We start from the raw sequence: 25,108 nt of genomic DNA on the forward strand, positions 1-25,108 counted from the left end.
CCCACATCGTGGGCATCGACCTGGGCACCAGCCACACCGTGGTGGCGCATGTGCCCGTGGGCGGTACGGCGGCCGACATCGCCTTGCTGCCCGTGGCGCAGCGTGTCTCGGCCAGCGAGGTCGCGGCCCAGGTGCTGCTGCCCTCGGCGCGCTACCAGGCGGCGCCCGGCGAACTGGGCGATGCCTGGCAGCAGCCTTGGACTGCTCTGGGCGCGGATGCGCAAGCGCCCGCCGTCAACGGCCGCTGGGCGCGTGACCTGGGCGCGGCCGTGCCGTCGCGCCTGGTGGCCAGCGCCAAAAGCTGGCTGTCGCACGCGGGCGTGGACCGCACGGCGGCCATCCTGCCCTGGGGCGCGCCCGAAGAGGTGGCCCGGCTGTCTCCGCTGCAGGCCTCGTCCAGCTACCTGGACCATGTCCGGCAGGCCTGGGACCGCACGCACCCCGGCGCGCCGCTGCGGGACCAGCTGGTCGTGCTGACCGTACCGGCCTCATTCGACGAAGGCGCGCGCGCACTCACGCTGGAGGCCGCGCAGCTGGCCGGCCTGCCTGCGGTGCAATTGCTGGAGGAACCCAAGGCCGCCTTCCACGACTGGCTGGTGCTGCAGGGCGAACGCCTGGCGGCCGAGCTGGCGCACTGCCGCCTGGTGCTGGTGGTGGATGTGGGCGGCGGCACCACCGACCTGACCCTGATCCGCGTGCAGCCCGCTGAAGCTGAAGGCCTGCCCGTGCTGACACGCACGGCCGTGGGCGAGCACCTGATGCTGGGCGGCGACAACATGGACCTGGCGCTGGCCCATCGGCTGGAGCCGCAGTTCGCCCCGCCCGGCGAGCGCCTGCCCGCCGCACGCTTCGCCCAACTGGTGCAGCGCTGCCGCATGGCCAAGGAACAGTTGCTGGCCAGCGAGGCGCCCGAGTCCGTGGCCGTGACCCTGCTGGGCGGCGGATCGAAGCTGCTGGCGCAGACGCGCACGGCCACGCTGCGCCGCGACGAGGTGCGCGAGGCCGTGGTCGAAGGCTTCATGCCGCTGGCCGGCCTGCAGGATCTGCCCACCCGGCGCCAGGGCGCTTTGCGCGGCCTGGGACTCCCATATCCTGCCGATGCGGCGATCACGCGGCACCTGGCGCAGTTCCTCGCGCAGCACGCGGCTGGGGAGTTGCCCGATGCGGTCCTGCTCAATGGTGGCGTCTTCCACGCCCATGCGCTGGCCCAGCGGCTGGTGGCGCAACTGCAGGCCTGGCGCGGCCAGCCGCTGCGCCTGCTGCACAACCCGCATCCCGACTGGGCCGTGGCACGCGGCGCGGCGGCGCATGGCCTGGCCATGCATGTCCAGAGCCGTCCGTCTGAGGATCTGCCGGAATCGGAAGATGCCCGGACTGTGCCCGCCCCGGTACCGCGCATCGGTGGTGGCTCGCCGCGCAGCTACTGGCTGGTCCTGCCCGAGAAGGCGGGTGCCGCACCACAAGGCATCTGCCTGCTGCCGCGCGGCACGGAAGAGGGCGTGCGCATCGTGCTCTCCGGCCGGCGCTTTGGGCTGCGCCTGGGCCAGGCCGTGCGCTTTTCCCTGGTGGCCAACAGCCTGGCCGCCGCGCCTGCGCAGGCCGGCCGCATCGCGGCGCTCGACGGCGAGGGCTGGGTCGAGCTGCCCGCCCTGTCCACCGTGCTGCCTGCGCCCGAGGGCAGGGACAAGGCCCAGGTCGAGGTGCAACTGCAGGCCTGCATGACCGAGGTCGGCACGCTGGAGGTGCGCTGCGTGGCCGTCGACGATGCGCAGCGCCAGTGGCTGCTGCCGTTCAGCGTGCGCGGTGCGCTGGCCGCAGATGCGCAGGACACCGGCGATCGTTCTGCCCGGCAGGGCCGGCTGGCCGACGCCGTGGCCCTGATCGAGCGCATCTTCGGCAGCCAGGCGCAGGAGGTGACGGCCAAGGAGGTCCGCCAGTTGCGCCAGTCGCTGGAGCGACGGCTGGGCCCGCGCGAGGACTGGGACCTGCCGCTGCTGCGCGCACTGTTCGACGCCCTGCTGGCCCGCGCCAGGCGCCGCCGCCGCACGGCCGAGCACGAGCGCGTCTGGCTGAACCTGGCAGGCTGGTGCCTGCGCCCCGGCGTGGGCGCCGAGCTGGACGGCTGGCGCATGCAGCAGGTCTGGCAACTGCATGACCAGGGCCTGGGCCATGGCGGCGAGGCGGCCAACCGCACCGAATGGTGGGTCTTCTGGCGCCGCGTGGCCGCGGGCCTGGATGAGGCCCGGCAGATGGAGCTGCTGGAAGAGGTTGCCGGCCACATGCAAAAGGCCGTGCAGCAGTCCACGCAGCGCAGCCAGGGCAAGTCCGCCCATGGCAGCTACGACGACATGCTGCGCCTGTTCGCCGCCATGGAGGCCGTGCCCTGGCAGTACCGCCAGGAAATGGGCCAGTGGATGCTGCAGCGGCTGAAGCACCCTGGTGAATCCGTGCAGACCTGGTGGGCCATAGGCCGGCTGGCCGCGCGCATGCCGCTGGCGGCCAACGCCCACCGCGTCATGCCGCCCGAGGCCGCGCAGGAGTTCCTGGACGCCACCCTGGCCCAGGACTGGCGCCGCAATGAAACCGCCATATTCGCCGCCGTTCAGATGGCCCGCATGACGGGCGACCGTGCGCTGGACCTGTCCGATGCCCAGCGCGCCCTGGTGCTGGAGCGGTTGCGCGGCGCCGGTGCACCACAGCGCTGGATCGACCTGGTGGAACAGGTCCAGCAGATGGACGCCCAGGATGCGAAGCGCAGCTTTGGGGATAGCCTGCCGCCTGGGCTGGTGCTGGTGGGGTGAGGGCTGTTGCCCCAAGAAGAAGGCCCCGCAGTGCGGGGCCTTCTTCTTGGGGAGGCACTGCAGCAAGTGCAGTGCGCTGTGCTTACTGCGAGTTCCAGACGTAGTAGGCGACACCTTCGTACTTGAAAACGGGATAGCTGGCGATCACGAAATCACGTTCGGCCGCGTTGACGGTGTAGAAATGCGCGCCTGTCTGCAGGTTGAAGAAGCGGAACATGGGCACGGTGCCATTGCCGGCAGCCGTCTGTGCGTACCAGGACGTGCCCTCGCTCTTGAAGCTGGGGTAGGTTGCGATCACGTAGTCACGTTCAGGCTGGCTGATGGTGAAGAAGTGTGCGCCGGAGGCCGTGTTGAAGAAACGGAAGACCGGGTCCAGGCCCTGCTGAGGCTGGGTGGACGCATAGAAGGCCACGTTCTCGTACTGGAAGGCCGGGTAGGTTGCCACCACATAGTCGCGCTCGAAAGCGCTGGCGGTATAGAAGTGAGCGCCGGTCTGGCGGTTGAAGAAGCGGTAGATGGCCGTGCGGGCCTGTCCTGTGCCGGTGTCGACGCCGCCCGTGCCCGTGTCTGCAGCAAGCCACTTCTGCACATTGGGGAAGAGCAGATCAAAGCGCCCATAGATCGAGTTGCCACCTGTGCGCGAGCAGGTCTGGTCGTCGCCTCCATAGAGCGTGCCGACCAGCAGGCCATTCAGGAACAGGCCAGAGCCGCTGCTGCCCGGCTGTGTCAGCCCCTGGTCCCAATTCACGCTGAGGTAGCCGCCATCGCGGTACCGGCAGGTCATGGTGGCATCGCTGGAGGGTTCGCAGGCCAAGGAGCGGTCATAGGTGCCGAAGCTGATCTTCTGCAGGTCGCCACGCGGGTGGTGTATGCCTACCACCTTGGCGCCACTGGTCAGGGCCTGGGTGGACCAGCCGGCAAAGACGGCGCCTGCAGGGGCGGCTTCGTTGAGCCGAAGCAAGCTGCCGTCATAGGTGGCTGTGGCGTACAGCAGGGTGGCGCCGTTGCGCAGCGTGCGCGAGGCCGACGACAGCGTGCGGCTGCCGCACGAGGGCGTGCGATAGAACCACGAAGTCTCCAGCGTGGAGGCCACGGTCTGGGTGCTGATGCAATGGTTGGCCGTGATGAAGTAGGGCGTGCCGGAGCCTGCCTTGTCGTTGATCAGCGTGCCCGAGCACACATAGCCCTGGCCGTTCTGGACATAGAACATGCGCGCCACGGCGTTGCGTTGCGCGCTGTAGGCGTCATAGCAGGTGGAGTCCAGGTGGCATGACAGGGACTCGTTGAGCTGGGCCGAGAACACGTTCTCGCCCTCCAGCGGCAGCGACAGGTTCTCGTACACGTGCATGACGCGCGGAATGGCCAGTCGCAGCGCATCGGCGGGCGTGCCGGGCGGCAGGTCGATCTCCAGGGTGACCTCGTCGCCGCCGCTGTCGGGCGTCCACCAGGTGCGGCCATCGGCGCTGGAATCGCCTGCGTCCTTGTTGGCCTGCAGCAGTTGCAACACGCGCTGGCCCGAAATTTCATAGGCACCGGCGCGGTCGCCCTGCGCATAGATGCGCAGCAGGGCGCTGCCGGGCAACTGCTCGATTTCCACACCCAGGCGAATGCCGTAGGCACCTTCGGAGCGCACGCTGACTGCGGCAATCAGCCCGCCGTCGGCCGAGGTCTGCCATTGCAGTTGTCCGCCCAGGGCCTGGGTGGTGGCGGTCTGGCTGCTGGGGCGCTGTGCGCCCACCTGCAGGGCGCCGCCCACAGCGGCCGAGGCGGCTCGCACATCCTTCCAGGTGCCCAGTTCCACGCGCAGCGGCATGGGGGTGACGGCTGCACGGGAAGCCATGCTGCGTGAAGCCAGGAACTCCCGAGGCGTATCCTGCGGCTGGACGCGCGAGTCCACGCTCATGCGAGGGATGAACTGAGGCACATCGGCGGCGCCCTCCTGCCCCCATGCCAGTCCCAGGCTGCCTGCCAGGGCGAGCGCCAGCGCGACGCTGCGCAAACCCCTGCGCGCAGTGGTGTCGAAAAGATCGGTCATGGGCTCCCTCTCAACGGATTGGTGGATATTGCGAAACCCGGGCATTTTAGGTGTTGTGTGCGTGACAGCCCGGTGACGGCACCGCCGTCCGGCGCTTCCTAGAATGGTCGCTGCGCTGCAGCGGCAGCCGGGTGCGGACACTGCGAGCGCCGTGCCTGCCCCACACATCTGCCCCCTGTCATCTACCAAGGATCTGATCCAGCATGAGCCATTCCTACTCCGACACCCAACTCCTGATCGACGGCCAATGGCAGAACGCCGCCAGCGGCAGGAAGATTCCCGTGCGCAACCCGGCCAGCGGCGAAGTCATCGGCCATGTGGCCCATGCCGACGTGGCCGACCTGGACCGTGCGCTGGCCGCAGCGCAGCGCGGTTTCGAGGTCTGGCGCAATGTCTCCGCCCATGAGCGCGGCGCCGCCATGCGCCGTGCCGCCGCCCTGCTCAAGGAGCGCGCCGACGAGATCGCCGCGCTCCTGACGCAGGAGCAGGGCAAGCCCGTGGCCGAGGCCAAGGGCGAAATCCTGGCCGGCGTGGGCATCATCGAATGGTTTGCCGACGAGGCGCTGCGCGTGTATGGCCGCATCGTGCCCTCGCGCCGCCCCGAGGTGCAGCAGCTGGTGATCAAGGAGCCCGTGGGCCCCGTGGCTGCCTTCACGCCCTGGAACTTCCCCGTCAACCAGATCGTGCGCAAGATCGGCGCGGCGCTGGCCACGGGCTGCTCCTTCCTGTGCAAGGCGCCCGAGGAAACGCCGGCTGCGCCCGCAGCCCTGTTCAAGTGCTTTGTCGATGCCGGCGTGCCGGCCGGCGTGGTGGGCCTGGTGTTCGGTGATCCGGCGCAGATTTCCTCCTACCTGATCGCCCATGCCGTGATCCGCAAGGTCACGTTCACCGGCTCCACCGCAGTGGGCAAGCAGCTGGCGGCGCTGGCAGGCCAGCACATGAAGCGCTCGACCATGGAGCTGGGCGGCCACGCGCCAGTCATCGTGGCCGAGGATGCCGACGTGGCCCTGGCCGTGAAGGCCGCAGGCGCGTCCAAGTTCCGCAACGCGGGCCAGGTCTGCATCTCGCCCACGCGCTTTCTGGTGCACAACAGCGTGCGCGAGGAATTCACGCGCGCCATGGTCGCCCATGCCGAAGCCCTCAAGGTCGGCGATGGCCTGGCACAGGGCACGCAGATGGGCCCGCTGGCCAATCCGCGCCGCGTCACGGCCTTGTCCCATCTGATCGAGGATGCGCAAAAGCAGGGCGCCAAGCTGCTCACGGGCGGTGCCTCGCTGGGCGGCGCGGGCAACTTCTTCGCTCCCACGGTGCTGGGCGACGTGCCGCTGAGCGCCGAGATCTTCAACCAGGAGCCCTTCGGCCCCGTGGCCGCCATCCGCGGCTTTGACGATCTGGGCGAGGCCATTGCCGAGGCCAACCGCCTGTCCTACGGCCTGGCGGCCTATGCGTTCACGCGCTCCATCAAGACGGCACACCAGCTGGCCCAGCAGGTCGAGACCGGCATGCTGTGGATCAACCAGCCGGCCGTGGCCTCGGCCGAGATGCCGTTCGGCGGCGTCAAGGATTCGGGCTATGGCTCCGAGGGCGGCCCCGAGGCGCTGGAGGCCTACCTGGTCGCCAAGGCCGTGTCGATCGCGGCGGTGTAAGACAGGCATCTGCCCCATGGACAAGGCCGTCCCACTCGCGTGGGACGGCCTTTGTTTTCATGGGGCGGCAACGCTCGACGTTGCGACCCCTGGTATGCGGTAGACGACGAGCACGTACTTTGAAAGGCTCTGGCGCTCAACCTCCACGCCACCCAGCCCCTGGGCAATGCGCCGGCTGGCGGTATTGGGCTCGGCCACCGGATAGCGCAAGGACTGTGGCGCAAAGGTCGCTCGGGCCCATGCTGCCAGCGCGGCCACGGCTTCGCGGCCGTAGCCCTGGCCATGCATGTCCTCGCGTATCCAGATGCCGAGTTCGGGCTCGGCATCGCGCGCGCGGTGCAGGCCCAGCAGGCCGGTGAATCGGCCTGACGTGCGCTCGCGCAGCGTGAAGTTGAAGTCCGTGCCGGCCGCGATCTCCTGCAGCCATCCGCGCCAGACAGCCTCGAACTCGGCAGGCGTCGACGCCGGCTCGAAGGACAGGTAGCGCGTCAGCGTGGGCGTGATGCAGGCAAAGGCCTCATCGGCATCGGCGGCAGTGAAGGGGCGCAGCGCCAGGCGCTGTGAGGTGATGGTGGTGTCGCTCCACGACATGGATGCTTTCCTTGCAACAGGGGGACAGAGGGCGTGGGGCGCTGCCGGCCTGGGCTGGCCATTCTGGCATGGGTCCGTGCTTCAGCCGGCGTTGCGGAAGAAGGCTTCGTGCTGCGCGATCTCGTGCGCGGCATGGCGCAGCTGGCGGGCCTGGTCGGGATGGCGTTCGGCCACGCGCTGCGCCAGCGCGCGCAAAAGCGGCGGGCACTGGCCGGGCGCCTGCTGCAGCCGCTGCAGGCGCAGCAGCGCGGCGCGCACGGCGCGGGCGGTGCCGTCGCCCAGGGCCGCTTCCCCGGACAGCTGATGCAGCGCCTGGATGGCGCGGCCCACATGCAGGGCGGCCAGGCCGCACTCCGCTGCCTGCGCACCCAGCTGCCCTCCGGCCTGCTCCGACATGCGCACCAGGCGCAGCAGCCGGTGGTACAGGCGGGCGCGCCAAATGCGGCCATCGCGCGCATGGCCCGGCGTGGCGGCCATGTCCTGCAGCTCGTGGACCATCATGGAGCGCAGGCTTTGCAGCCGGCCCTGCAGCGTGACCGGCAGGATGAAGCGGTAGGCCGCCCAGCCGGCCAGCGGCCCGGACACCACGGCCAGCCCCAGGGCCAGCGCATGGCCGAAGCTGGCCGTCTGCGGGTAGTGGGGCTGCAGCAGGAGCAGCAGCACCATGTTGCAGTCATAGCCCGAGAGCGCGGTGCGCTGGTGCGAGAACAGCAGTGCGCCCACGTAGACAAAGGGCAGCATCAGCCACACCAGGCCCGCCTGGCTGCTGGCGAACGGCCAGACCAGCCACTGGCAGGCCAGGGCCACCAGCATGCCCATGGCCTGGCCCAGGGTCACATGGCGCATGGTGGCCGACGGGTTCTCGAAGCCCGAGAACACGGTCAGCATGATGGACATGCCCAGCAGCATGTAGGCGCCGCCGCTCCAGCCCGTCACCACCCACAGCAGGCCCACGATGGCGATGGCCGCGCTGGCACGCAGCATGGCGCGGCGCGCGCCCAGCCAGTCGCTGTGCAGCACCACGGGCCATTGGCGGGCGCGGTGGCCGGGCGGCAGGGCCACGTCATGGGTGGCGGCCAGGTGGGCCTGCAGCGCAAAGCCCATCGGGGCCAGCATGTCGGCTGCGCCGGGCCAGGCCACGGCGGCCTCGCGTGCGCGCACCAGGGCCGCCGCGGCCTCGTGCAATTGCACGCGGGTCTCCAGCGCCAGGGCGGCTTCGCGCAGCGCCTGCGCTGCAGCCAGGGCCTGCGCCTCGCCAAAGGCCGCAGGCGGCTCCTGTGATGGTGCATCGCGCAGCCACAGCAGGGCCGAGATCTGGGCATTCATGAGCCGGCGCAGCGCGTGCACGGCCTCGCGCGAGCGCTGCGAACCGGCGGCGTGCGGGTCCAGCCCCTCCTCGATCACCGCCATGGCCAGCAGGCGGGCAGCGATCTCCTGCGAGCCCAGGGACGAACGGCCGCGCGCCTGCAGGCTGTCGGCCAGGTCGCGCAGCAGTTGCGCGAACAGCTGGCGCACCTCGGCATTGCCGGGAATGCCGCTGCCCTTGGGCGTGAACAGCCAGCCCACGAGCAGGGCTGCGAATACGCCGGTCAGCGCCGTGAACAGCCGGTCCCAGCCCAGGGCGAAGACCTGGTCGGGGTGGGCAAAGTCCAGCAGCGCGACCATGGCCGCCGAATAGCCGGACAGCATGGTGCCGTAGGCCACGAAGCTGCGCTGCAGATTGCCCACGCCCGCGCACAGGCCCAGCCACACGGCCAGGCCCAGCACCAGCCACAGCAGGTTTCCCTGGGCCAGCAGCACCAGGCCCACGCCCACGGCCGTGCCGGCCACGGTGCCTGCGACCCGGAAAAAGCTTTTTTCGAGCAGTTGCCCGCGCAGCGGCTGGGATGCGGCCCAGGTGGCCATGGCAGCCCACTGCGGATGCTCCAGCCCCAGCTGCCAGGCGGCCAGCAGCGCCAGGCAGGCTGCAAAGGCCGTGCGCAGATGCTGGCGCAGGCGCACGGGGTCGAAGCCCCAGCGGACCGAGGCCTGCAGCAGGCGGCCATAGGCATCGTGGAGGGCGCTCATGGCGCGCCTTCAGTGCGCAGCGCGGCCATGCGCGCCTGGATCTTGGCCATGCCGGCCAGCATGGCCTCGACCTCGGCATCGTCCAGGTCCTGCAGCATGGCCAGCTCGGCCTGCAGCATGGTGGCGCGCACGCGGTCCACGGCGCCGTTGCCTTCGTCCGTCAGGAAGATGCGCTTGCTGCGCCGGTCGCCGGGGTCGGCGCGGCGTTCCACCCAGCCGTGGCCTTCCAGAATGTCGAGCAGGCGCACCAGGCTGGAGCCGTCCAGTCCCACGCGCTCGGCCAGTTCCTTTTGCGTGACGCCGTCGCCCCAGGCGCGCAGGTGGATCAGCGGTGCCCAGGTGGCATCGGTCAGGCCGTCGGCCAGCAGTTGCTCCTCGACCTGGCGGCGCCACTGGCGTACCAGGGTGACCATGAGAAAGCCGAGGCGGGCGCGGGGAGGGGCAGAGGCAAAGGACATGCCTCGATTATCTTTGCAATGCAATTAATTTGCATTGCAAATTAATTGTGTCTGCATTTGATTCAAGGGTATTCCCTTGTTCAGGGGCGGGCAGTCCATGAAAAAGGCCCTGCAAGACGATGCTTTGCAGGGCCGGTCGATGGATGCGGACGGCTTCAAAGCAGGCCGGGCACCCAGCGGTTGAAGAGCAGGCCCGTCACCAGAAGCCATGCGAACAGCAAGGCGGCCAGCAGCAGGGGCTTCGTGCCTGCGGCACGCACGGCGCGGACATGGGTGGTCAGGCCCAGGGCCGCCATGGCCACGGCCAGCAGGGCGTTGTCCAGCTGCACGCCCACCTGCACCACGGCGGCAGGCAGCACACCCAGCGAGTTCACGCCGGCCATGGCGACGAAGCCCAGCGCGAACCAGGGAATGGTGATGCGGCGCGGCTTGCCGTCGCTCACCTGGCTGCTGCGGTTGCCGCGCGCCACCGCCATGGACAGCAGCAGCAGGAAGGGGGCCAGCATCATCACGCGCACCATCTTTGAGATCACGGCCACGTCCGCAGCTTCGGGCGCAATGGCTTCGCCGGCGGCCACGACCTGGGCCACCTCGTGCACGGTGGAGCCCACGTACAGGCCGTACTGCGCAGGCGACATGTCCAGCCAGCCGTGGGCGGCGTTCCAGTGGAACAGCGCGGGATAGAGGAAGGTGCCCACGGTGCCGAAGACCACCACGGTGGCCACGGCCACGGCCACGTCTTCGGCGCGGCCCTTGATCACGGGTTCGGTGGCCAGCACGGCAGCGGCGCCGCAGATGGAGCTGCCCGCGCCGATCAGCACCGTGGTGCGCGCATCCAGCCCGAAGACGCGGCGGCCCAGCCACTGCGCCAGCAAGAAGGTGCTGCCCAGCACCAGGGCATCGACCACCACGCCGGCCATGCCCACATGGCCTATGTCCTGGAAGGTCAGTCGCAGGCCGTAGAGCACGATGCCCGCGCGCAGCAGGCGCTGCTTGGCCAGGCCCACGCCGGCATGGCAACTGGGCGCCAGGCGCGGATAGACGGTGTTGCCGATGACCAGGCCGATGCAGATGGCCAGCGTCAGTGCACTCAGGCCCGAGCCGGCCAGCAGGGGCTGGCGTGCGCCCCAGGTGGCGGCTGCGGCAATGGCGCCGGCCAGCAGCAGGCCGGGCGCAAGCTCGGTCAACTGACGCAGCCAGCCGGACGGATGGGAGGAGCGTGGGAGGGATGTGGTGTTCATGGTGCCTGCGCGCCGCGTCAGGAGCGCGGTGCATGGGAGGCACTTTAGATTTCTTGGCTATATTCGTATAACGAATAGTTTTTGTAGCACCAACCGGGGAAACAGGTTGATGGCTCGTTCAGACTGCACGCCATGCTGCACCTCACCCTGCGCCAACTTGAAATCTTCTGCGCCGTCGCCCAGGCGGGCTCCACCGTGGCCGCGGCCGACGCCGTGGCCCTGTCGCAGTCGGCCACCAGCGCCGCGCTGCAGCAGCTGGAGCAGGCCATGGGCGCCCAGCTGTTCGAGCGCGTGGGCCGGCGGCTGGCGCTCAACGACGCGGGCCGCGCCCTGCTGCCCGAGGCACTGGCGCTGCTGGAGCAGGCCAGGGGCATAGAGCAGGCGTTTTCGGTGCGGGCCGCCAGCCTGCCCGTGCGTCTGCGCGTGGCAGCCAGCACCACCATAGGCACCTATGCGCTGCCGGCCGTGCTCGCGCACCTGGCGCGCAGCCATCCTCACCTGAGCGTGGACCTGCAGATCGCCAACACGCGCGAGGTGGGCCAGGCCGTGGAATCGCTGGACGTGGACCTGGGCCTGATCGAGGGCACCAGCCACTGGCCCGGGCTGGAGGTCGAGCCCTGGATGCGCGACGAACTCGTCATCGTGGCTGCAGCACAGGACCCGCTGGTGCAGGCTGCGGGCCAGCGCCCGCTGGGCGTGGCCGCCTTGCGCGGTGCGCGCTGGCTGCTGCGCGAGCCGGGCTCGGGCACGCGCGAGATGGTGGAGCATGCCTTGCTGCCGCATCTGCACCAGCTGCCGGCCGCCGCCACGCTGGGCAGTTCGGAGGCGATTGCGCGCTGCGTGGCCCAGGGCCTGGGCGTCAGCTGCCTGTCGCGCGTGCTGGTGCAGGCCCTGGTCGCCTCGGGAGAGCTGGCCGTGCTGCCGACCACGCTGCCGCGCATGTGGCGGGATTTCTCGCTGGTGCAGCGGGCGGGCAAGCGCCGCTCGCCGGCGCTGGCGGCCTTTGTGCAGGCCTGCCGCCAACAGGCCCAGGACTGAGGCGGGTTACTTGCCCAGCGGAATCGGCGTGCTGCGCGGCACGGGCACGGCGGTGACGCTGTTTTGCGGCGAGCCTTCGATCACGCGGTCCGAGTAGGTCATGTAGACCAGGGTGTTGCGCTGCGCATCGACCATGCGCACCACGCGCAGGCGCTTGAACAGCAGCGAGATGCGTTCGGTGAACACCTCGTCCTGCTGCTTGAGCGGGGCAGGGATCTGGATGGGGCCGGTCTGCACGCAGCTGATCGAGGCTTCGGCGCGGTCCTCGGCCAGGCCCAGGCCGCCCTTGATGCCGCCGGTCTTGGCGCGCGAGACATAGCAGGTCACGCCCGCCACCTTGGGATCGTCATAGGCATCGACCACGATCTTGTGGTCCGGGCCTATGAACTTGAACACCGTGTCCACCGCGCCGACCTGCTCGGCGCGCGCACCGCAGGCGCCCAGCAGCAGCGTGGCCAGAGCGGCCGTGAGCAAGGCCCGGCCGTTCATGTCAGGCCTCACCCGCCACATGGCGGCGAAGATGCTCCAGAGCTTCCTCGACCTGGTCCACCAGCACCAGGCACAGGTCGCCGGGCGTCAGCCGCGCCAGCGCATGGTCGATGGCGTTGAACTCACCCTGGATCTGGGTCACGTAGTCGGTGCGCGGTGCGCCTTGCAGGCCTTGCTGCAGCAGGGCCAGGACTTCACCGTCGGCGCGGCCGCGCTGGCAGGCATCCTGGTAGAGGATGACGTCGTCGAAGGCCTTGCCCAGGATCTGGGTCTGCTCGGTGATGTCCTGGTCGCGGCGGTCGCCCGCGCCGCTGATGACCACGCTGCGGCGCTGCGCGGGCATGGCGTCCACGGCCTGGACCAGGGCGCGGATGGCGTCGGGGTTGTGGCCGTAGTCGGCGATCAGCGTGGCGCCACGGTAGTCCATGACGTTGAAGCGGCCCGGCGCGTTGTCGCTGTCGTTGACGAAGCCGGCCAGGCCACGGCGGATGGTCTGCCAGGGCATGCCCACGCCCCAGGCGGCGGCGATGGAGGCCATGACGTTCTCCACCTGGAAGCTGATGGTGCCGTTGCGCGTGATGGGGATCTCGCGCAGCGCGATGGTCTCGCGCCACGAGCTTTCGGCCGCGACGATGCTGTCGCCGTCCACATAGACCACGCGGTTGCCCAGGGCACGGTGCGTGGCCATCACGGGGTGGTGGCGGTCGGCCGCGAAATAGATGACCTTGCCCGGCGAGGTGGAGGCCATGGCGGCGACCAGCGGATCGGCCGCGTTGAGCACGGCATAGCCGTCGGTGGCCACGTTCTGCACGATGACGCGCTTGAGCACGGCCACGTCTTCCACCGTGGTGATGTAGTTCAGACCCAGGTGGTCGCCCGCGCCCACGTTGGTGACCACGGCCACCTGGCAGCGGTCGAAGCCCAGGCCTTCGCGCAGGATGCCGCCGCGTGCGCATTCGAGCACGGCCGCATCGGTCTCGGGGTGGGCCAGGGCGTTGCGCGCGCTGCGCGGGCCCGAGCAGTCGCCGCTGTCGATCTGGCGGCCGTTGACGTAGACGCCGTCCGTGTTCGTCATGGCCGTGCGCCAGCCATGCGAGGTGAACAGGTGGGCGATCAGGCGCGTGGTCGTGGTCTTGCCATTGGTGCCGGTGACGGCCACCAGCGGGATGCGGCCGTCCTGGCCCGGCGCGAACAGCTCATCGACCATGGGCACGCCCACGTTGCGGGGCTTGCCGAAGGACGGCGCCAGGTGCATGCGCAGGCCCGGTGCGGCGTTGACTTCGACGATGCCGCCGTTTTGCTCTTCCAGCGGGCGCAGCATGGTCTCGCAGACCACGTCCACGCCACAGATGTGCAGGCCGATGGTCTGGGCGGCCTCCACGGCGCGCGCGGCGATGTCGGGGTGCACGTCGTCCGTCACATCGGTGGCGCTGCCGCCGGTGGACAGGTTGGCGTTGTTGCGCAGCACCACGCGCTGGCCCTGGGCCGGCACGGATTCGGGCGTGAGCCCTTCGGTGGCGATGCGCGCGATGGCGATGTCGTCCAGGCGGATCTTGGTCAGCGCCGTGCCGTGGCCCGAGCCGCGGCGCGGGTCCTGGTTGACGATGTCCACCAGCTCGCGGATGGTGTGCTGGCCGTCGCCCAGCACCTGGGGCGGCTCGCGGCGCGCAGCGGCCACCAGCTGGCCGCCGACCACCAGCAGGCGGAAGTCATGGCCGGGCAGGAAGCGCTCGACCATGATGTCGTCGCCGAATTCCGAGGCGGTGGCGAAGGCGGCCTTGAGCTGCTCGTGCGTGGTGATGTTGACCACCACGCCCTTGCCCTGGTTGCCGTCCTGGGGCTTGACCACCACGGGCAGGCCCACTTCCTGGGCCACGAGCCAAGCTTCTTCCACATCCTTGACGGGGCGGCCCAGCGGCACGGGCACGCCGGCGGCGTGCAGCAGGCGCTTGGTCAGGTCCTTGTCCTGGGCGATGGACTCGGCCACGGCGCTGGTCTGGTCCAGCTCGGCGGCCTGGATGCGGCGCGCCTTGGAGCCCCAGCCCAGCTGTACCAGCGAGCCCGAGGTCAGGCGGCGGATGGGAATGCCACGCGCCACGGCCGCATCGACGATGGAGCCGGTGGAGGGGCCGATGCGCTCGTCCTCGTCGAGTTCGCGCAGCTGGGCCACCACCTTGTCGGCGTCGAAGGGCGTGTCGGCCAGGGCCGACTGCAGCAGCTCGCCGGCCTGTTCCATGGCCAGGCGGCCGACGGCCTCTTCGGTGTACTCCACCACCACCTGGTAGGTGCCGGTCTCCACGGTTTCATGCGTGCGGCTGAAGGTCACCGGGCAGCCGGCCTGGGCCTGCAGCGACAGGGCCGCGACTTCCAGCACCTGGGCCAGCGACAGGCGCTGGTCGGCGCCGTGCGGCTGCAGCGTGCCGATCTTGGGAAAGCGCGCGCGCAGCCGGTCCTCGAAGCCGGGCAGGGCCGAGTAGTCGCACTCGCCGGGCTCGCATTGCACGATGGCTTCGATGGCGGTGCTGCGGGTCCAGAGATTGGGGCCGCGCAGGGCTCGGATGCGGGTGATCTGCATAGTGTCTTCTTTCGGAGGGCAGGCCCGCGTCGCCGGGCCTGCCTGCATGTCATCGTGTGGTCGGGCTCAGGCGGCGGTGGCTGCGGCGGCCGGCGTGTAGTCGAAGGTCTTGATGCCGGCGACGATGAGGTCGGGGGCAATGTCCATGGACCACGCGGCGGCAATGGCGGCCAGCAGGGCCGGCGTGTCCGGGCGCAGGCCGCCGGGCAGGCTCAGTGCGTCCAGCGTGCCCAGCATGCGCTCGGCAGCGCCCGTGGCCAGGATCACCTGGTTGCCGCGCACGAAGACGGCGCGGCCTTCGCTCTCGGAACGGTGGGCCGCGACCACGGGGCTGTCTGCCTGCATCGAATAGAACAGCACCTCGCCGTCGCACAGGCGGGCCAGGTCGGCCACCTGCTCGATGTCGGCATTGAGCACGCCCGCGCCTTCGTCCAGCACCACGTCGATCTGGGTGCGCATCACGCGCGTCATCTGCGACTGCTCGTGCACGTCATGGTCGGGCAACTGCTCGAAGCCGTCCATGTCGGTGACCACGCCGACCAGGCAGCGGTCGTAGGCCAGGCCTTCCTCCAGGATGGAGCGGGCCGTGGTCTGGATGACGGCGGCCTGGGCCAGGCGGTTGGTCAGCAGGCGGTGGGCACCGGCCCAGTTGGCGGTGTTGGTCTTCTGGGTCTGGCGGTTGGACAGGAACATGCCCTCGCTGCTGGCCACGCCCGTGAGCTTGCCCGACAGCTGCAGCAGCCAGCCCACCAGGCGGGCCGTGAAACCGTTGTTGCGCGTGCCGGCAATGCCCACCAGGGGGATGCGGCCTGCGCCCGTGCCCTCTTCGGTGCGCGGGAACAGGTGGTCGGCGATGGCCATGCCCACGGGGCGCGGCGCGCCGCTGGTGGGCTTCAGGTGCATCAGCAGGCCGGGGCCGGCGTTGACTTCGAGGATGGCGCCGCCCTGCTCCTTCATGGGGCGCGAGACGTCCTGCAGGATCATGTCCATGCCCGCGATGTCCAGGCCCACGATCTTGGCGGCCAGCGTGGCCATGTAGGCCACTTCGGGGTGGACCTCATCCGTGCAGTCGATGGCCATGTTGCCGTTGCGCTGCAGCAGCACGCTGGTGCCCTGGGCGGGAATGGTGTCGGGCGTGACGTTCTGGCGCTTGAGTTCCAGCTTCACGGCCGGGGCTTCGAGGTTGATCCAGTCCAGCGGGTATTCCTGCTCGGGGCCGCGGCGCGGGTCCTGGTTGACCACGGCGACCAGTTCGCGCAGCGTGGACTTGCCGTTGCCGGCCACGCTCACGGTCTCGCCACGGCAGGCCGCCACGACCTTGCCGCCCACCACCAGGATGCGGTGCTCGGTGCCGTCGATGAAGCGCTCGACGATCACGTCGGAGCCTTCGGGCTGGGCCAGCGCAAAGGCGGTCTTGATGTCGGCCTCGTCGCGCAGGTCCAGCGTCACGCCACGCGCGTGGTTGCCGTCCGAGGGCTTGACGGTGACGGGAAAGCCGATGTCCTGCGCCACTTCCCAGGCTTCCTCGGGGCTGTTGACGATCTGGCCTTCGGGCACGGGCACACCGCAGGCGGCCAGCAGGCGCTTGGTGAAGTCCTTGTCCTGGGCAATGCCTTCGGCAATGGCGCTGGTCTGGTCGCTCTCGGCGGTCCAGATGCGGCGCTGCGCGGCGCCATAGCCGAGCTGCACGAGGTTGCCGTCATTGAGGCGGATGTGGGGAATGCGGCGCTCGCCGGCGGCATCGACGATGCAGCCCGTGCTCGGGCCCAGGTAGCGGTCGTTGATCTCGGTCTTGATGGCCTTGACGGCGGCCTTCAGGTCGAAGGGCTCGTCGTTGATGGCGGCCATGATCAGCCGGTGGCCGTAGGCCAGGGCCGTGCGCGCCACGGTTTCCTCGGGGCAGCGGAAGACCATGCGGTAGATGCCGCGCTGGGAAATCTCGCGCGTCTGGCCGAACTCGGCCGGCATGCCCGCCAGGTTCAGCAGCTCGATGATGATGTGCTCCAGCACATGGCCGCACCAGGTGCCGCCTTCCAGGCGCTGGATGAAGCCGCCGCGCTCGCCCACGCCGCAGTGGTGCTCGATCAGGTCGGGCAGCCAGGCCGTAAGGCGCTCGTTGAAACCGTCAAGCTTGTTCGAGGGATAGTCCTCCAGCTCACCAAGATCCAGCCAGACCTCCAGCACGGGACGGTAGGTCCAGACGCTGGGTCCACGCAGGTAGGTGGTGCGCAAGAGTTGGATGTCTTTGAATTTCGCCATGTCGATCAACGGGTAAGCGTGAGCGACGACCCGGGTGCGGATCGCCGGAGAATGGGAGAGGATTGTGCGCTCAGAAAGCCCATGCGCAGTGCTGTCAGCCTAAACCAGGGTTGGCGCGTTGAGCAGGGTATGCCGTGCAAAGCGCGGGATATCCACCGGGGAGCTGCGGTTGCCCGCATGACACCAGGAGCCGCCAGGGGCGGGAAAAACAACTCAACATGCAAGAACACCATTCTGTGGACGTTTCGGCCTTCCTTGCCAGCCCCCGCGGGGCTGGGCTGCGAGCCAGGCTCGCTTCCAATGAAAACGTGCTGGCCCTCGTCCCGGTTGACCTGACCCTCGATATGCGCTTCGGCGAAGGCTGGGTTGTGCTGACCAACCAGCGGCTCCTCGCCTGTGATCCTGCAGATCAGCAGTGGAGTGAGTGGGTACTATCCATTGATCAGAATCTGCGCACGCTGGACCACGGCGGCGTGGGCAACCTCGAACTGCACGGCCCTGCGGCGCGGCTGGCGCTGTGGCGCTTCACGCTGCGCCACCAGGCGGCCGTGCTGCGCCTGCTGCAGCAGTTCGACCACGAGCGCGAGCGCCTGGCACGCGGCGAGGACTTCGCCGAGCCCGAGGACGACGTGCCCCGCTGCCCGGCCTGCCAGGCCGAGCTGCCGCCCGAGGCCGACGAATGCCCGGCCTGCGCGCGCCAGCAGGGCCCGCAGACCTCCACCTGGGTGCTGCTGCGCCTGTGGCGCTTTGCCCATCCCTACCGGCACCAGCTGCTGCTGGGCTTTTTGCTGACCCTGGCCTCCACGGGCGCCACCCTGGTGGCGCCTTACCTGACGATTCCCATCGTGGACAAGATCCTGATCCCGTTCCAGAACGGGCAGCAGATCGACAGCAGCCTCGTGGTCTTCTACCTGAGCGGGCTGCTTGCGGCGGCGCTGGTGGCCTGGGGCCTGGGCTGGGCGCGCACCTTCGTGCTGGCCAAGGTCTCCGAGCGCATTGGCTCGGATCTGCGCACCACCACCTACAACCACCTGTTGACGCTGTCGCTGGACTACTACGGCAGCAAGCGCACGGGCGACCTGATGGCGCGCATCGGGGCGGAAACAGATCGCATCAATTTGTTTCTATCCTTGAATGCACTGGATTTCGCCACCGACGTGCTGATGATCGTGATGACCTCGGTCATCCTGTTCTCCATCAATCCGTGGCTGGCCCTGGTCACCCTGGTGCCGCTGCCCTTCATCGCCTGGATGATCCATCTGGTGCGTGACCGCCTGCGCACGGGCTTCGAGAAGATCGACCGCGTCTGGTCCGAAGTGACCAATGTGCTGGCCGACACCATCCCCGGCATCCGCGTGGTCAAGGCCTTCGCCCAGGAAAAGCGCGAGGCCGACCGCTTCGCCCAGGCCAACCTGGTCAACCTGCAGGCCAACGACAAGGTCAACAAGACCTGGTCGCTGTTCACGCCCACGGTGACGCTGCTGACCGAGATCGGCCTGCTGGTGGTCTGGGGCTTCGGCATCTGGCTGGTGGCTGGCGGCCAGATCACGGTCGGTATCCTGACGGCCTTCATCGCCTACATCGGCCGCTTCTACAGCCGCCTGGACTCGATGAGCCGCATCGTCTCGGTCACGCAGAAGGCGGCGGCCGGCGCCAAGCGAATCTTCGACATCCTCGACCACGTGAGCAACGTGCCCGACCCGGTCAACCCGGTCAAGCTGCCGCGCGTGCAGGGCGCCATCACGCTGGACAACCTGAGCTTCCGCTACGGCAGCCGCGCCGTGATCAAGAACCTGGACCTGCAGATTCGTCCGGGTGAAATGATCGGTCTGGTCGGCCACAGCGGCTCGGGCAAGAGCACCCTGGTCAACCTGATCAGCCGTTTCTATGACGTGAGCGAGGGCTCCATCCAGCTCGACGGCGTGGACATCCGCAGGCTCAAGGTCTCGGACTTCCGCAGCAACATCGGTCTGGTGCTGCAGGAGCCCTTCCTGTTCTTCGGCACCATTGCCGAGAACATCGCCTACGGCAAGCCCGATGCCACGCGCGAGGAAATCGTGGCGGCGGCCCGTGCTGCCCACGCCCATGAATTCATCCTGCGCCTGCCGCATGGCTACGACTCCCTGGTGGGCGAGCGCGGCCAGGGCCTGTCGGGCGGCGAGCGCCAGCGCATCTCCATTGCGCGCGCACTGCTGATCGACCCGCGCATCCTGATCCTGGACGAGGCCACCTCGGCCGTGGACACCGAGACCGAGAAGGAAATCCAGAAGGCGCTGGACAACCTGGTGCAGGGCCGCACGACGATTGCCATTGCCCACCGCCTGTCCACGCTGCGCAAGGCCGACCGCCTCGTGGTCATGGACCGGGGCGAGATCGTGGAAGTGGGTCCGCACGACGAGCTGATGGAAAAGCAGGGCGCCTACTGGCGCCTGTACCAGGCCCAGGCGCGGCGCGCCGAAGAGGATGCCCAGGCCGCAGGCCTGACCCTGGCCGCAACCACCATCGAGGAATAAGCCATGTCCAACGCCCAACATTCCGCTGCCGGCGCCGATTTGAGCGGTGTGCGCATGGAGCGCAACGCCCATGGCCGCCTGGTGCTGATCCTGGCCGACGGCACGCGCCACGAATCCGTGGTGCCCGTGCGCGCCTTTCCCATTGCCGCGCCGCTGGAAGGCCTGTCCCTGGTCTCCGTCGATGGCAAGGAGGCGCTGTGGGTGGACCACATGGACCACCTGCCGGCGCAGGCCCGCACGCTGATCGAGGAAGACCTGGCCGTGCGCGAGTTCGTGCCCGTCATCCAGCGCATCCACAAGGTGTCCGGCTTTTCCACGCCCAGCACCTGGGACCTGGAGACCGACCGGGGCCCCGTGCAGCTCGTGCTCAAGGCCGAGGAGGACATCCGGCGCCTGTCGGGCCGCACGCATCTGATGATCACCAGCCAGGACGGCGTGCAGTTCAGCGTGCCCGACAGCACGGCGCTGGACCGCACCTCGCGCAAGCTGCTGGAGCGCTTCCTCTAGCGCCTGGTCGGGGTGAATAAGGGGTTTACCCTTGGTTTGAGGCAGGCCGAAGCGTCTTGCAAAAAAAGCGCTTCAGTTCTTTCAGCTTCTGTCGATGATGAGGCGACGGCGGGAAATTCCCGCCCACAGCACACATCCAGCAAGAGGGTCGAGCCATGCCAATTCCACCTGTTGACCGATCACCCATACCGTGGCGCCCGCAAAGCGCCGATCTGTACTCCACCGGTGCGTCGGGCGCGGTGCCCGTGCGTCCTGTGAACGCCACCAACGCCGTCGAATCCACGGACCGCATCGGCGAGGGCCGGGTGGTGCGCGATCCTGAAAAGCCGTCCGTGGTGGACCAGGAAAACCGCGACTGGACGCTGGCCGAAGAGATCAAGCAGAAGGAAGAGGTCGAGGAGCCGCCCAAGGAGCCGATCTCCAAGCAGCTCATCGAGTTCATCCAGTCCATGTGGCGTGCCAGCGCCATGGCGGTGGAGCAGGCCCAGGAGGTCAGCAAGGCCGACGATGTGGCCCGCAACAAGATGCAGGTGCGCGACGAACCGTTGACCTATTCGGAACCCAAGGTCAAGCGTACCGGCGGTCTTTGAGTGTCAGGGGCGCGGCAAGAAGGCTCAGTCCTTTGAGCCTTCGCCTTCCTTCTTGTCCCTGGCGGCGGGTGCGGCTGCAGCATGCTCGGCTGCCGCACGCTCGGCGGCCTTTGCCTCTTCGGCCTGCGCCTTGGCCTTTGCCTTGTCGCGTTCGGCGCGGTACTTGACGGCAAAGGCCTGCACTTCCGCATAGGAGACGTAGCCGTCCTTGTCGGTGTCGGCCTCGTCGAAGGCCGCCGACAGGCGCGGGAACAGCGCCACTTCGGCACGGCTGAGCTTGCCGTCCTTGTTGAAGTCCAGCATCTTGAATTCACGCTGGGCCTTGATCTCCCCCTTGGTCAGCGGCGCCGGGCTGGCCGTTGCCTGCTCGGTGGCTGCGTTTTCTGCCGCCTGCGCGCGCGCGGCGGGCAGCATGAAGGCGCTGGTCAGCAGCACGACGACGGCGGCCTGCAGCAGCGGTGGCCGGCGCAGCAGGGCAGAGCGGTTCATGACGGGAAAATGCATGGGCTTTATTTGGGCACGGAACCGGCATTTGCAAGCACGGCCGGCCCGCCCTTTGCAATTGTTTACTTCGGCGGATCGGCGTCCGGATTGGAGATGCCGCTGCTCACATGGCCTGCCGGCACATGGCGCGCGGCCGAGTTGACGTGGCCGGTCTGGTCGTCGAAGAAGAAGTCCGGCTCGAACTCGCGCAGGAACGGGCCCTTTTCCAGGCCACCGAGGAACATGGCCTCGTCCACCGCAATGCCCCATTCCAGCAGCGTGCGGATGGCGCGCTCGTGCGCCGGTGCGCTGCGCGCCGTCACCAGGGCCGTGCGAATGCGCATGGTCTGGGACGAGTCCGCCTGCTGCTGCAGCCGGTGCAGCGCCACCAGCAGCGGCTTGAACGGCCCTTCCGCCAGCGGCGTGGCGGCATGGGAGACCTCGTGGCGCAGAAAGGCCGGCAGCCCGCCTTGCTGGTAGACGCGTTCGGCCTCGTCGGAGAACAGCACGGCATCGCCGTCGAAGGCGATGCGCACCTCCTGCGGATAGCGGTCGCCTGCCGGCGTGGAATCGACCATCACGCGTGCGGCAGGAAAGCCGATGGACAGCGCCCTGCGCACATCGACCTCGTTGGCCGAGAGAAACAGGTGGGCGCCCAGCGGCCGCAGGTAGGAAAACGGATCGCGCCCGCGCGTGAACACGCCGCGCTCTATGTGCATGTCGGCCGCCTTGGCAGAGGCAAAGACCCGCATGCCGCTGGCCGGGTCGTTGCGCGAGAGCATCATCACCTCCACGCGCTGCACCTCGGGCGTATTGAAGGCCAGCAGCTTGCGCACCAGCGGGAAGGCGATGCCCGGGCGTGCGGGCTGGTGCACCAGGTCCAGCTGGCGGCGCATGTAGGCCTGCTCGTCACCGGCGTCGAACAGCCGGTTCTCCTCCTCGAAGTCGAACAGCGCCCGCGAGGAGATGGCGACGACCAGCTTGTCTTGCAGGGTCACGGACATGGCTTGGCGCTTTTCGCTATTTGACGAACTGGTTGAGCTGGATGATGGGCATGAGCACGGCCAGCACGATCAGGGCCACGACCATGCCCATGGCCACGATCAGCAGCGGCTCCAGGATGGTGGCCAGGTGCATGGCGCGGCGCTGCACCTCGGTGGACAGCTGGTTGGCCGCGCGCTGCAGCATCACGGGCAGCTGGCCGGTCTGCTCGCCCAGGCGGGCAAACATGGAGATCAGGCCCGGGAAGCGCTTTTTCTGCGCCAGGGCCGAGGCCAGCGGCGCGCCCTCGCGCACCAGGGCCAGCGCGTCCATGGCGTCGGCACGCAGCGCGCGGTTGCCCAGCGTTTCGGCTGCGGCCTGCAAGGCCTTGAGAATGGGCACGCCTGCGCCCGCCAGCATGGCCAGCGTGCCGGCAAAGCGTGCCGCATTGTAGTTGCGCGCCAGCCGGCCGATCAGCGGCAGGCGCAGCCACCAGGCGTCGAAGCGCTCGCGCAGCACGGGGTTCTTCATGGACAGCCGGAATCCCACGGCGCCCAGCACCAGGGCGATCAGCGCGGCCCAGCCATAGCTGCGCACGAAGTCGCTGAGCGCCAGCATGGCCACGGTAAGCCAGGGCAGGGCGCGCTTGGTGCCGGCGAACACGCTGGCCACCTGGGGCACCACGTAGCTGACCAGGAACAGCACGATGACGATGGCCACCAGGGTCACGATGGCCGGGTACAGGGCTGCGCCAATGAGCTTGGACTGCAGGGCCTGGCGCGATTCCAGATCGTCGGCCAGCCGCTCCAGCACCGGGCCCAGGCTGCCGCTGGCCTCGCCGGCGCCGATCACGGCGCAGTAGATGTCGGAGAACTCGCGCGGATGCTGGGCCAGGGCGCGGGCAAAGGTGGAGCCTGCGTTGACCTCGGCGCGCAGCGCGGCCACGAGGTGGTGCTGGCGCGGGTCGTCGGCTTCTTCGGACAGCGCGGCCAGTGCGCGCTCTATGGGCAGGCCTGATCCGACCAGCCCCGCCATCTGGCGCGTCCAAACGGTCAGCCCCGTGGAGCCAAGGACGGGGCGGGTCAGCCAGCGCGAGGCGCCGCCCTGCGGGCCGGACGCGGAACCCGAGGCCACGATCTCCACGGCCATGGGCACCAGGGCCTGGGCCCGCAGCTGGCTGCGCGCGGCACGCGCGTTGTCGGCTTCGATCGTGCCCTTGCGGGTCTGACCTTGTGCATCCAGGGCTTCGAAGGAAAAGGCAGGCATGCGCGGCGGGAGTCGGGAAGGGCTGGGGAAGGGATGGCGTTCAGGAAACGCCAGGCGGCGATCCAACCCCCGATGGTAGCCGCTGCCGGTGACGGCTGGATGGCGAGGCCGCCGCCGCGGTCGGCGGCAGCCCCTGCCTGGCCCTTATGCCGGCTGGGCCGCGAGGTCCGCTTCGTTGAGCTGGATGGAGCGCAGCGAGGCCGGGCGTTCCATCAGCGGCTGGCCGTAGTCGCTGAACTCGGGCAGCGCGGGCAGCAGCTTCATCATCGTGCCCCAGCGCAGGTAGCTGGCCATGAGCACGTCGGCGGCGGTGAACTGGTCGCCGCACAGGTAGCGCCTGCCGGCCACGGCCTGGCGCAGCGTCTGCACCACGTCGTCATAGCGGCCATAGCCGGCGGACATGGCCTGGTCGGCCGTCTGCTGCTCCAGGTGGCCCTGGCTCTTGGCAGTTATCAAGGCGTCGACGGGGCCGGCCAGGAAGAACATCCAGCGGTGGTAGACGCCGCGCAGCGGGCTGTCCACGGCCGGCGCGAGCCTTCGTTCGGGGAAGATGTCGGCCAGATAGGCAAGGATGGCGGCCTGTTCGGTGATCACGGTCTCGCCGTGCACCAGCGCGGGGACCTTGCCCATGGGATTGATGGCCAGGTAGTCGGCAGCCTTCATGGTGCTGCCGTATTCCAACCGCACGGGCTCATAGCGGGCGCCGCATTCCTCCAGCATCCAGCGCGCGATGACGGCGCGCGAGCGGGGGTGGAAGTAAAAGCGCAGCGGCTTGATCGAGTCGTTCATGAAGGCTCCCAGTGGTTTGAATGCATGGCGAGAAGGCCATGGGAGCGACTGTAGGAGGCCATGCTGACAGTTTTTGTCAGCAGTGGTGTCAGCGGACCGTGTAGCCCAGTTGCCGCGACCAGCGTTCGATCAGGCCGCTGCGGTGGTCGGGATAGCGTTCCTGCAGATCGGTGACGGAGCGCACGCGGTCGGCGCGGAAATGGCGGAAGTCCTGGCGCAGTTCGCACCAGGCCGCAAGAATGCGCCGCTGATCGAAGAAAGCCATGGCAAAAGGCCAGATCTGGCGCTCGGTCGGCTGGCCCTTCTCATCCGTGTAGTGCAGCTGCACCCGGTGCTGGCGCCGTATCGCCAGGCGCAGCGCGGTCTGCCAGGGCTCGGTCACGGACTCGTGGCAGATGGGCGGCACCAGCAGGCCGCTGGTGTCCACCTCGATGCGCAGCTCCAGCGGCAGCGCGCTGCGTATGCGGTCCAGCGCGGCGGTGGCGGCCTGAGCGAGCTCGGGGTCGGCCTGGCGGCTGGCCCAGCGCGCGCCCAGCAGCAGGGCTTCCAGCTCATCGGGCGTGAACATCAGCGGCGGCAGCAGAAAGCCGGGCCGCATCTCATAGCCCACACCCGGGTCGCCCGCAATCGCTGCACCCTGCTCGCGCAGGGTGGCAATGTCGCGGTACAGGGTGCGCAGGCTCACGTCCAGCTGCCGGGCCAGCACCGGCCCGGCCTGGGGCAGGCGCGCGCGGCGCAGCAGGTCGATCAGCTGCAGCAGCCGGGCGGAGCGGCTCATG

General features: G+C 69.0%; 19 protein-coding genes. 6 read left to right on the top strand and 13 right to left on the bottom strand.

The genetic code is table 11. The annotated features are described in order from the left end of the window. A partial coding sequence (locus BW39_RS12570) for an Hsp70 family protein (protein ID WP_043822056.1) occupies nucleotides 1-2,801 on the top strand: 2,801 nt, incomplete at its 5' end. Nucleotides 2,802-2,883: 82 nt separating this feature from the next. On the opposite strand, the gene BW39_RS12575 is transcribed toward BW39_RS12570, so the two are convergent. Next, nucleotides 2,884-4,836: a trypsin-like serine protease gene (locus BW39_RS12575; protein WP_043822058.1), complete on the bottom strand. Its 1,953-nt coding sequence runs from the start codon at nucleotides 4,834-4,836 to the stop codon at nucleotides 2,884-2,886. A 203-nt stretch (nucleotides 4,837-5,039) separates the two neighbouring features. Between BW39_RS12575 and BW39_RS12580 the strand changes: the two genes are divergently transcribed. Further along, a complete protein-coding gene (locus BW39_RS12580) occupies nucleotides 5,040-6,482 on the top strand; it encodes an NAD-dependent succinate-semialdehyde dehydrogenase (protein WP_043822060.1) in 1,443 nt (480 codons plus the stop codon). Between the two features lie 57 nt (nucleotides 6,483-6,539). Here BW39_RS12580 and BW39_RS12585 read toward each other — a convergent pair whose 3' ends face one another. The 4 genes from BW39_RS12585 to BW39_RS12600 form a co-directional block, all read right to left on the bottom strand. Next, nucleotides 6,540-7,073 (bottom strand): GNAT family N-acetyltransferase, encoded by a 534-nt coding sequence (locus tag BW39_RS12585; protein WP_043822061.1) that lies wholly within the window; start codon nucleotides 7,071-7,073, stop codon nucleotides 6,540-6,542. An 81-nt stretch (nucleotides 7,074-7,154) separates the two neighbouring features. Continuing rightward, nucleotides 7,155-9,140, bottom strand: coding sequence for an FUSC family protein (locus tag BW39_RS12590; RefSeq protein ID WP_043822063.1), 1,986 nt, complete (start codon nucleotides 9,138-9,140; stop codon nucleotides 7,155-7,157). Continuing rightward, on the bottom strand, nucleotides 9,137-9,598 hold the full coding sequence (locus BW39_RS12595; RefSeq protein ID WP_012207511.1) for a MarR family winged helix-turn-helix transcriptional regulator: 462 nt from the start codon (nucleotides 9,596-9,598) through the stop codon (nucleotides 9,137-9,139). Before BW39_RS12595 ends, BW39_RS12590 begins: the two co-directional genes overlap by 4 nt. Before the next feature lie 155 nt (nucleotides 9,599-9,753). Beyond that, on the bottom strand, nucleotides 9,754-10,839 hold the full coding sequence (locus tag BW39_RS12600) for a YeiH family protein (RefSeq protein ID WP_043822064.1): 1,086 nt from the start codon (nucleotides 10,837-10,839) through the stop codon (nucleotides 9,754-9,756). A 132-nt stretch (nucleotides 10,840-10,971) separates the two neighbouring features. Between BW39_RS12600 and BW39_RS12605 the strand changes: the two genes are divergently transcribed. Continuing rightward, nucleotides 10,972-11,877 (top strand): LysR family transcriptional regulator, encoded by a 906-nt coding sequence (locus BW39_RS12605; RefSeq protein ID WP_043822067.1) that lies wholly within the window; start codon nucleotides 10,972-10,974, stop codon nucleotides 11,875-11,877. Nucleotides 11,878-11,883: 6 nt separating this feature from the next. Here BW39_RS12605 and BW39_RS12610 read toward each other — a convergent pair whose 3' ends face one another. From BW39_RS12610 to BW39_RS12620, 3 genes are all read right to left on the bottom strand, one after another. After that, nucleotides 11,884-12,366, bottom strand: coding sequence for a CreA family protein (locus tag BW39_RS12610; RefSeq protein ID WP_013800639.1), 483 nt, complete (start codon nucleotides 12,364-12,366; stop codon nucleotides 11,884-11,886). A gap of 1 nt (nucleotide 12,367) precedes the next feature. Continuing rightward, the gene (gene cphA / locus BW39_RS12615) at nucleotides 12,368-14,941 is read right to left on the bottom strand and encodes a cyanophycin synthetase (RefSeq protein ID WP_043822069.1); all 2,574 of its coding nucleotides are present in this window, start codon (nucleotides 14,939-14,941) and stop codon (nucleotides 12,368-12,370) included. A 66-nt stretch (nucleotides 14,942-15,007) separates the two neighbouring features. Then, nucleotides 15,008-17,200 carry a cyanophycin synthetase gene (locus BW39_RS12620; protein WP_043822328.1) on the bottom strand — a complete coding sequence of 731 codons (2,193 nt, stop codon included), beginning with the start codon at nucleotides 17,198-17,200 and terminating at the stop codon, nucleotides 15,008-15,010. Between the two features lie 218 nt (nucleotides 17,201-17,418). On the opposite strand from BW39_RS12620, the gene BW39_RS12625 reads away from it, so the two are divergent. The 3 genes from BW39_RS12625 (at nucleotide 17,419) to BW39_RS12635 (ending at nucleotide 20,810) form a co-directional block, all read left to right on the top strand. Further along, nucleotides 17,419-19,713 (top strand): cyanophycin metabolism-associated ABC transporter, encoded by a 2,295-nt coding sequence (locus tag BW39_RS12625; protein WP_013800642.1) that lies wholly within the window; start codon nucleotides 17,419-17,421, stop codon nucleotides 19,711-19,713. Nucleotides 19,714-19,716: 3 nt separating this feature from the next. Further along, the gene (locus BW39_RS12630) at nucleotides 19,717-20,220 is read left to right on the top strand and encodes a cyanophycin metabolism-associated DUF1854 family protein (protein ID WP_013800643.1); all 504 of its coding nucleotides are present in this window, start codon (nucleotides 19,717-19,719) and stop codon (nucleotides 20,218-20,220) included. 155 nt (nucleotides 20,221-20,375) lie between these two features. Next, nucleotides 20,376-20,810, top strand: a complete 435-nt coding sequence (locus BW39_RS12635) for a hypothetical protein (protein WP_012207503.1) — start codon at nucleotides 20,376-20,378, stop codon at nucleotides 20,808-20,810. A 24-nt stretch (nucleotides 20,811-20,834) separates the two neighbouring features. Here BW39_RS12635 and BW39_RS12640 read toward each other — a convergent pair whose 3' ends face one another. The 5 genes from BW39_RS12640 to BW39_RS12660 all read right to left on the bottom strand — a co-directional run bounded on the left by BW39_RS12640 (nucleotide 20,835) and on the right by BW39_RS12660 (nucleotide 25,107). Continuing rightward, complete coding sequence (locus BW39_RS12640) at nucleotides 20,835-21,314, bottom strand: EF-hand domain-containing protein (RefSeq protein WP_043822071.1); 480 nt, start codon at nucleotides 21,312-21,314, stop codon at nucleotides 20,835-20,837. A gap of 62 nt (nucleotides 21,315-21,376) precedes the next feature. Beyond that, nucleotides 21,377-22,297 carry a 5'-nucleotidase gene (locus BW39_RS12645; RefSeq protein ID WP_043822074.1) on the bottom strand — a complete coding sequence of 307 codons (921 nt, stop codon included), beginning with the start codon at nucleotides 22,295-22,297 and terminating at the stop codon, nucleotides 21,377-21,379. Between the two features lie 16 nt (nucleotides 22,298-22,313). Further along, entirely contained in the window at nucleotides 22,314-23,540 is a 1,227-nt protein-coding gene (gene gspF, locus BW39_RS12650; RefSeq protein WP_016448742.1) for a type II secretion system inner membrane protein GspF, read from the bottom strand. Between the two features lie 144 nt (nucleotides 23,541-23,684). Beyond that, on the bottom strand, nucleotides 23,685-24,329 hold the full coding sequence (locus BW39_RS12655; RefSeq protein ID WP_043822076.1) for a glutathione S-transferase family protein: 645 nt from the start codon (nucleotides 24,327-24,329) through the stop codon (nucleotides 23,685-23,687). A gap of 88 nt (nucleotides 24,330-24,417) precedes the next feature. Beyond that, on the bottom strand, nucleotides 24,418-25,107 hold the full coding sequence (locus BW39_RS12660) for a helix-turn-helix transcriptional regulator (RefSeq protein ID WP_043822078.1): 690 nt from the start codon (nucleotides 25,105-25,107) through the stop codon (nucleotides 24,418-24,420). Nucleotide 25,108: the final 1 nt, after the last annotated feature.

This window comes from Delftia sp. RIT313, assembly GCF_000632165.1.
Classification (GTDB): Bacteria; Pseudomonadota; Gammaproteobacteria; order Burkholderiales; family Burkholderiaceae_C; genus Comamonas; species Comamonas acidovorans.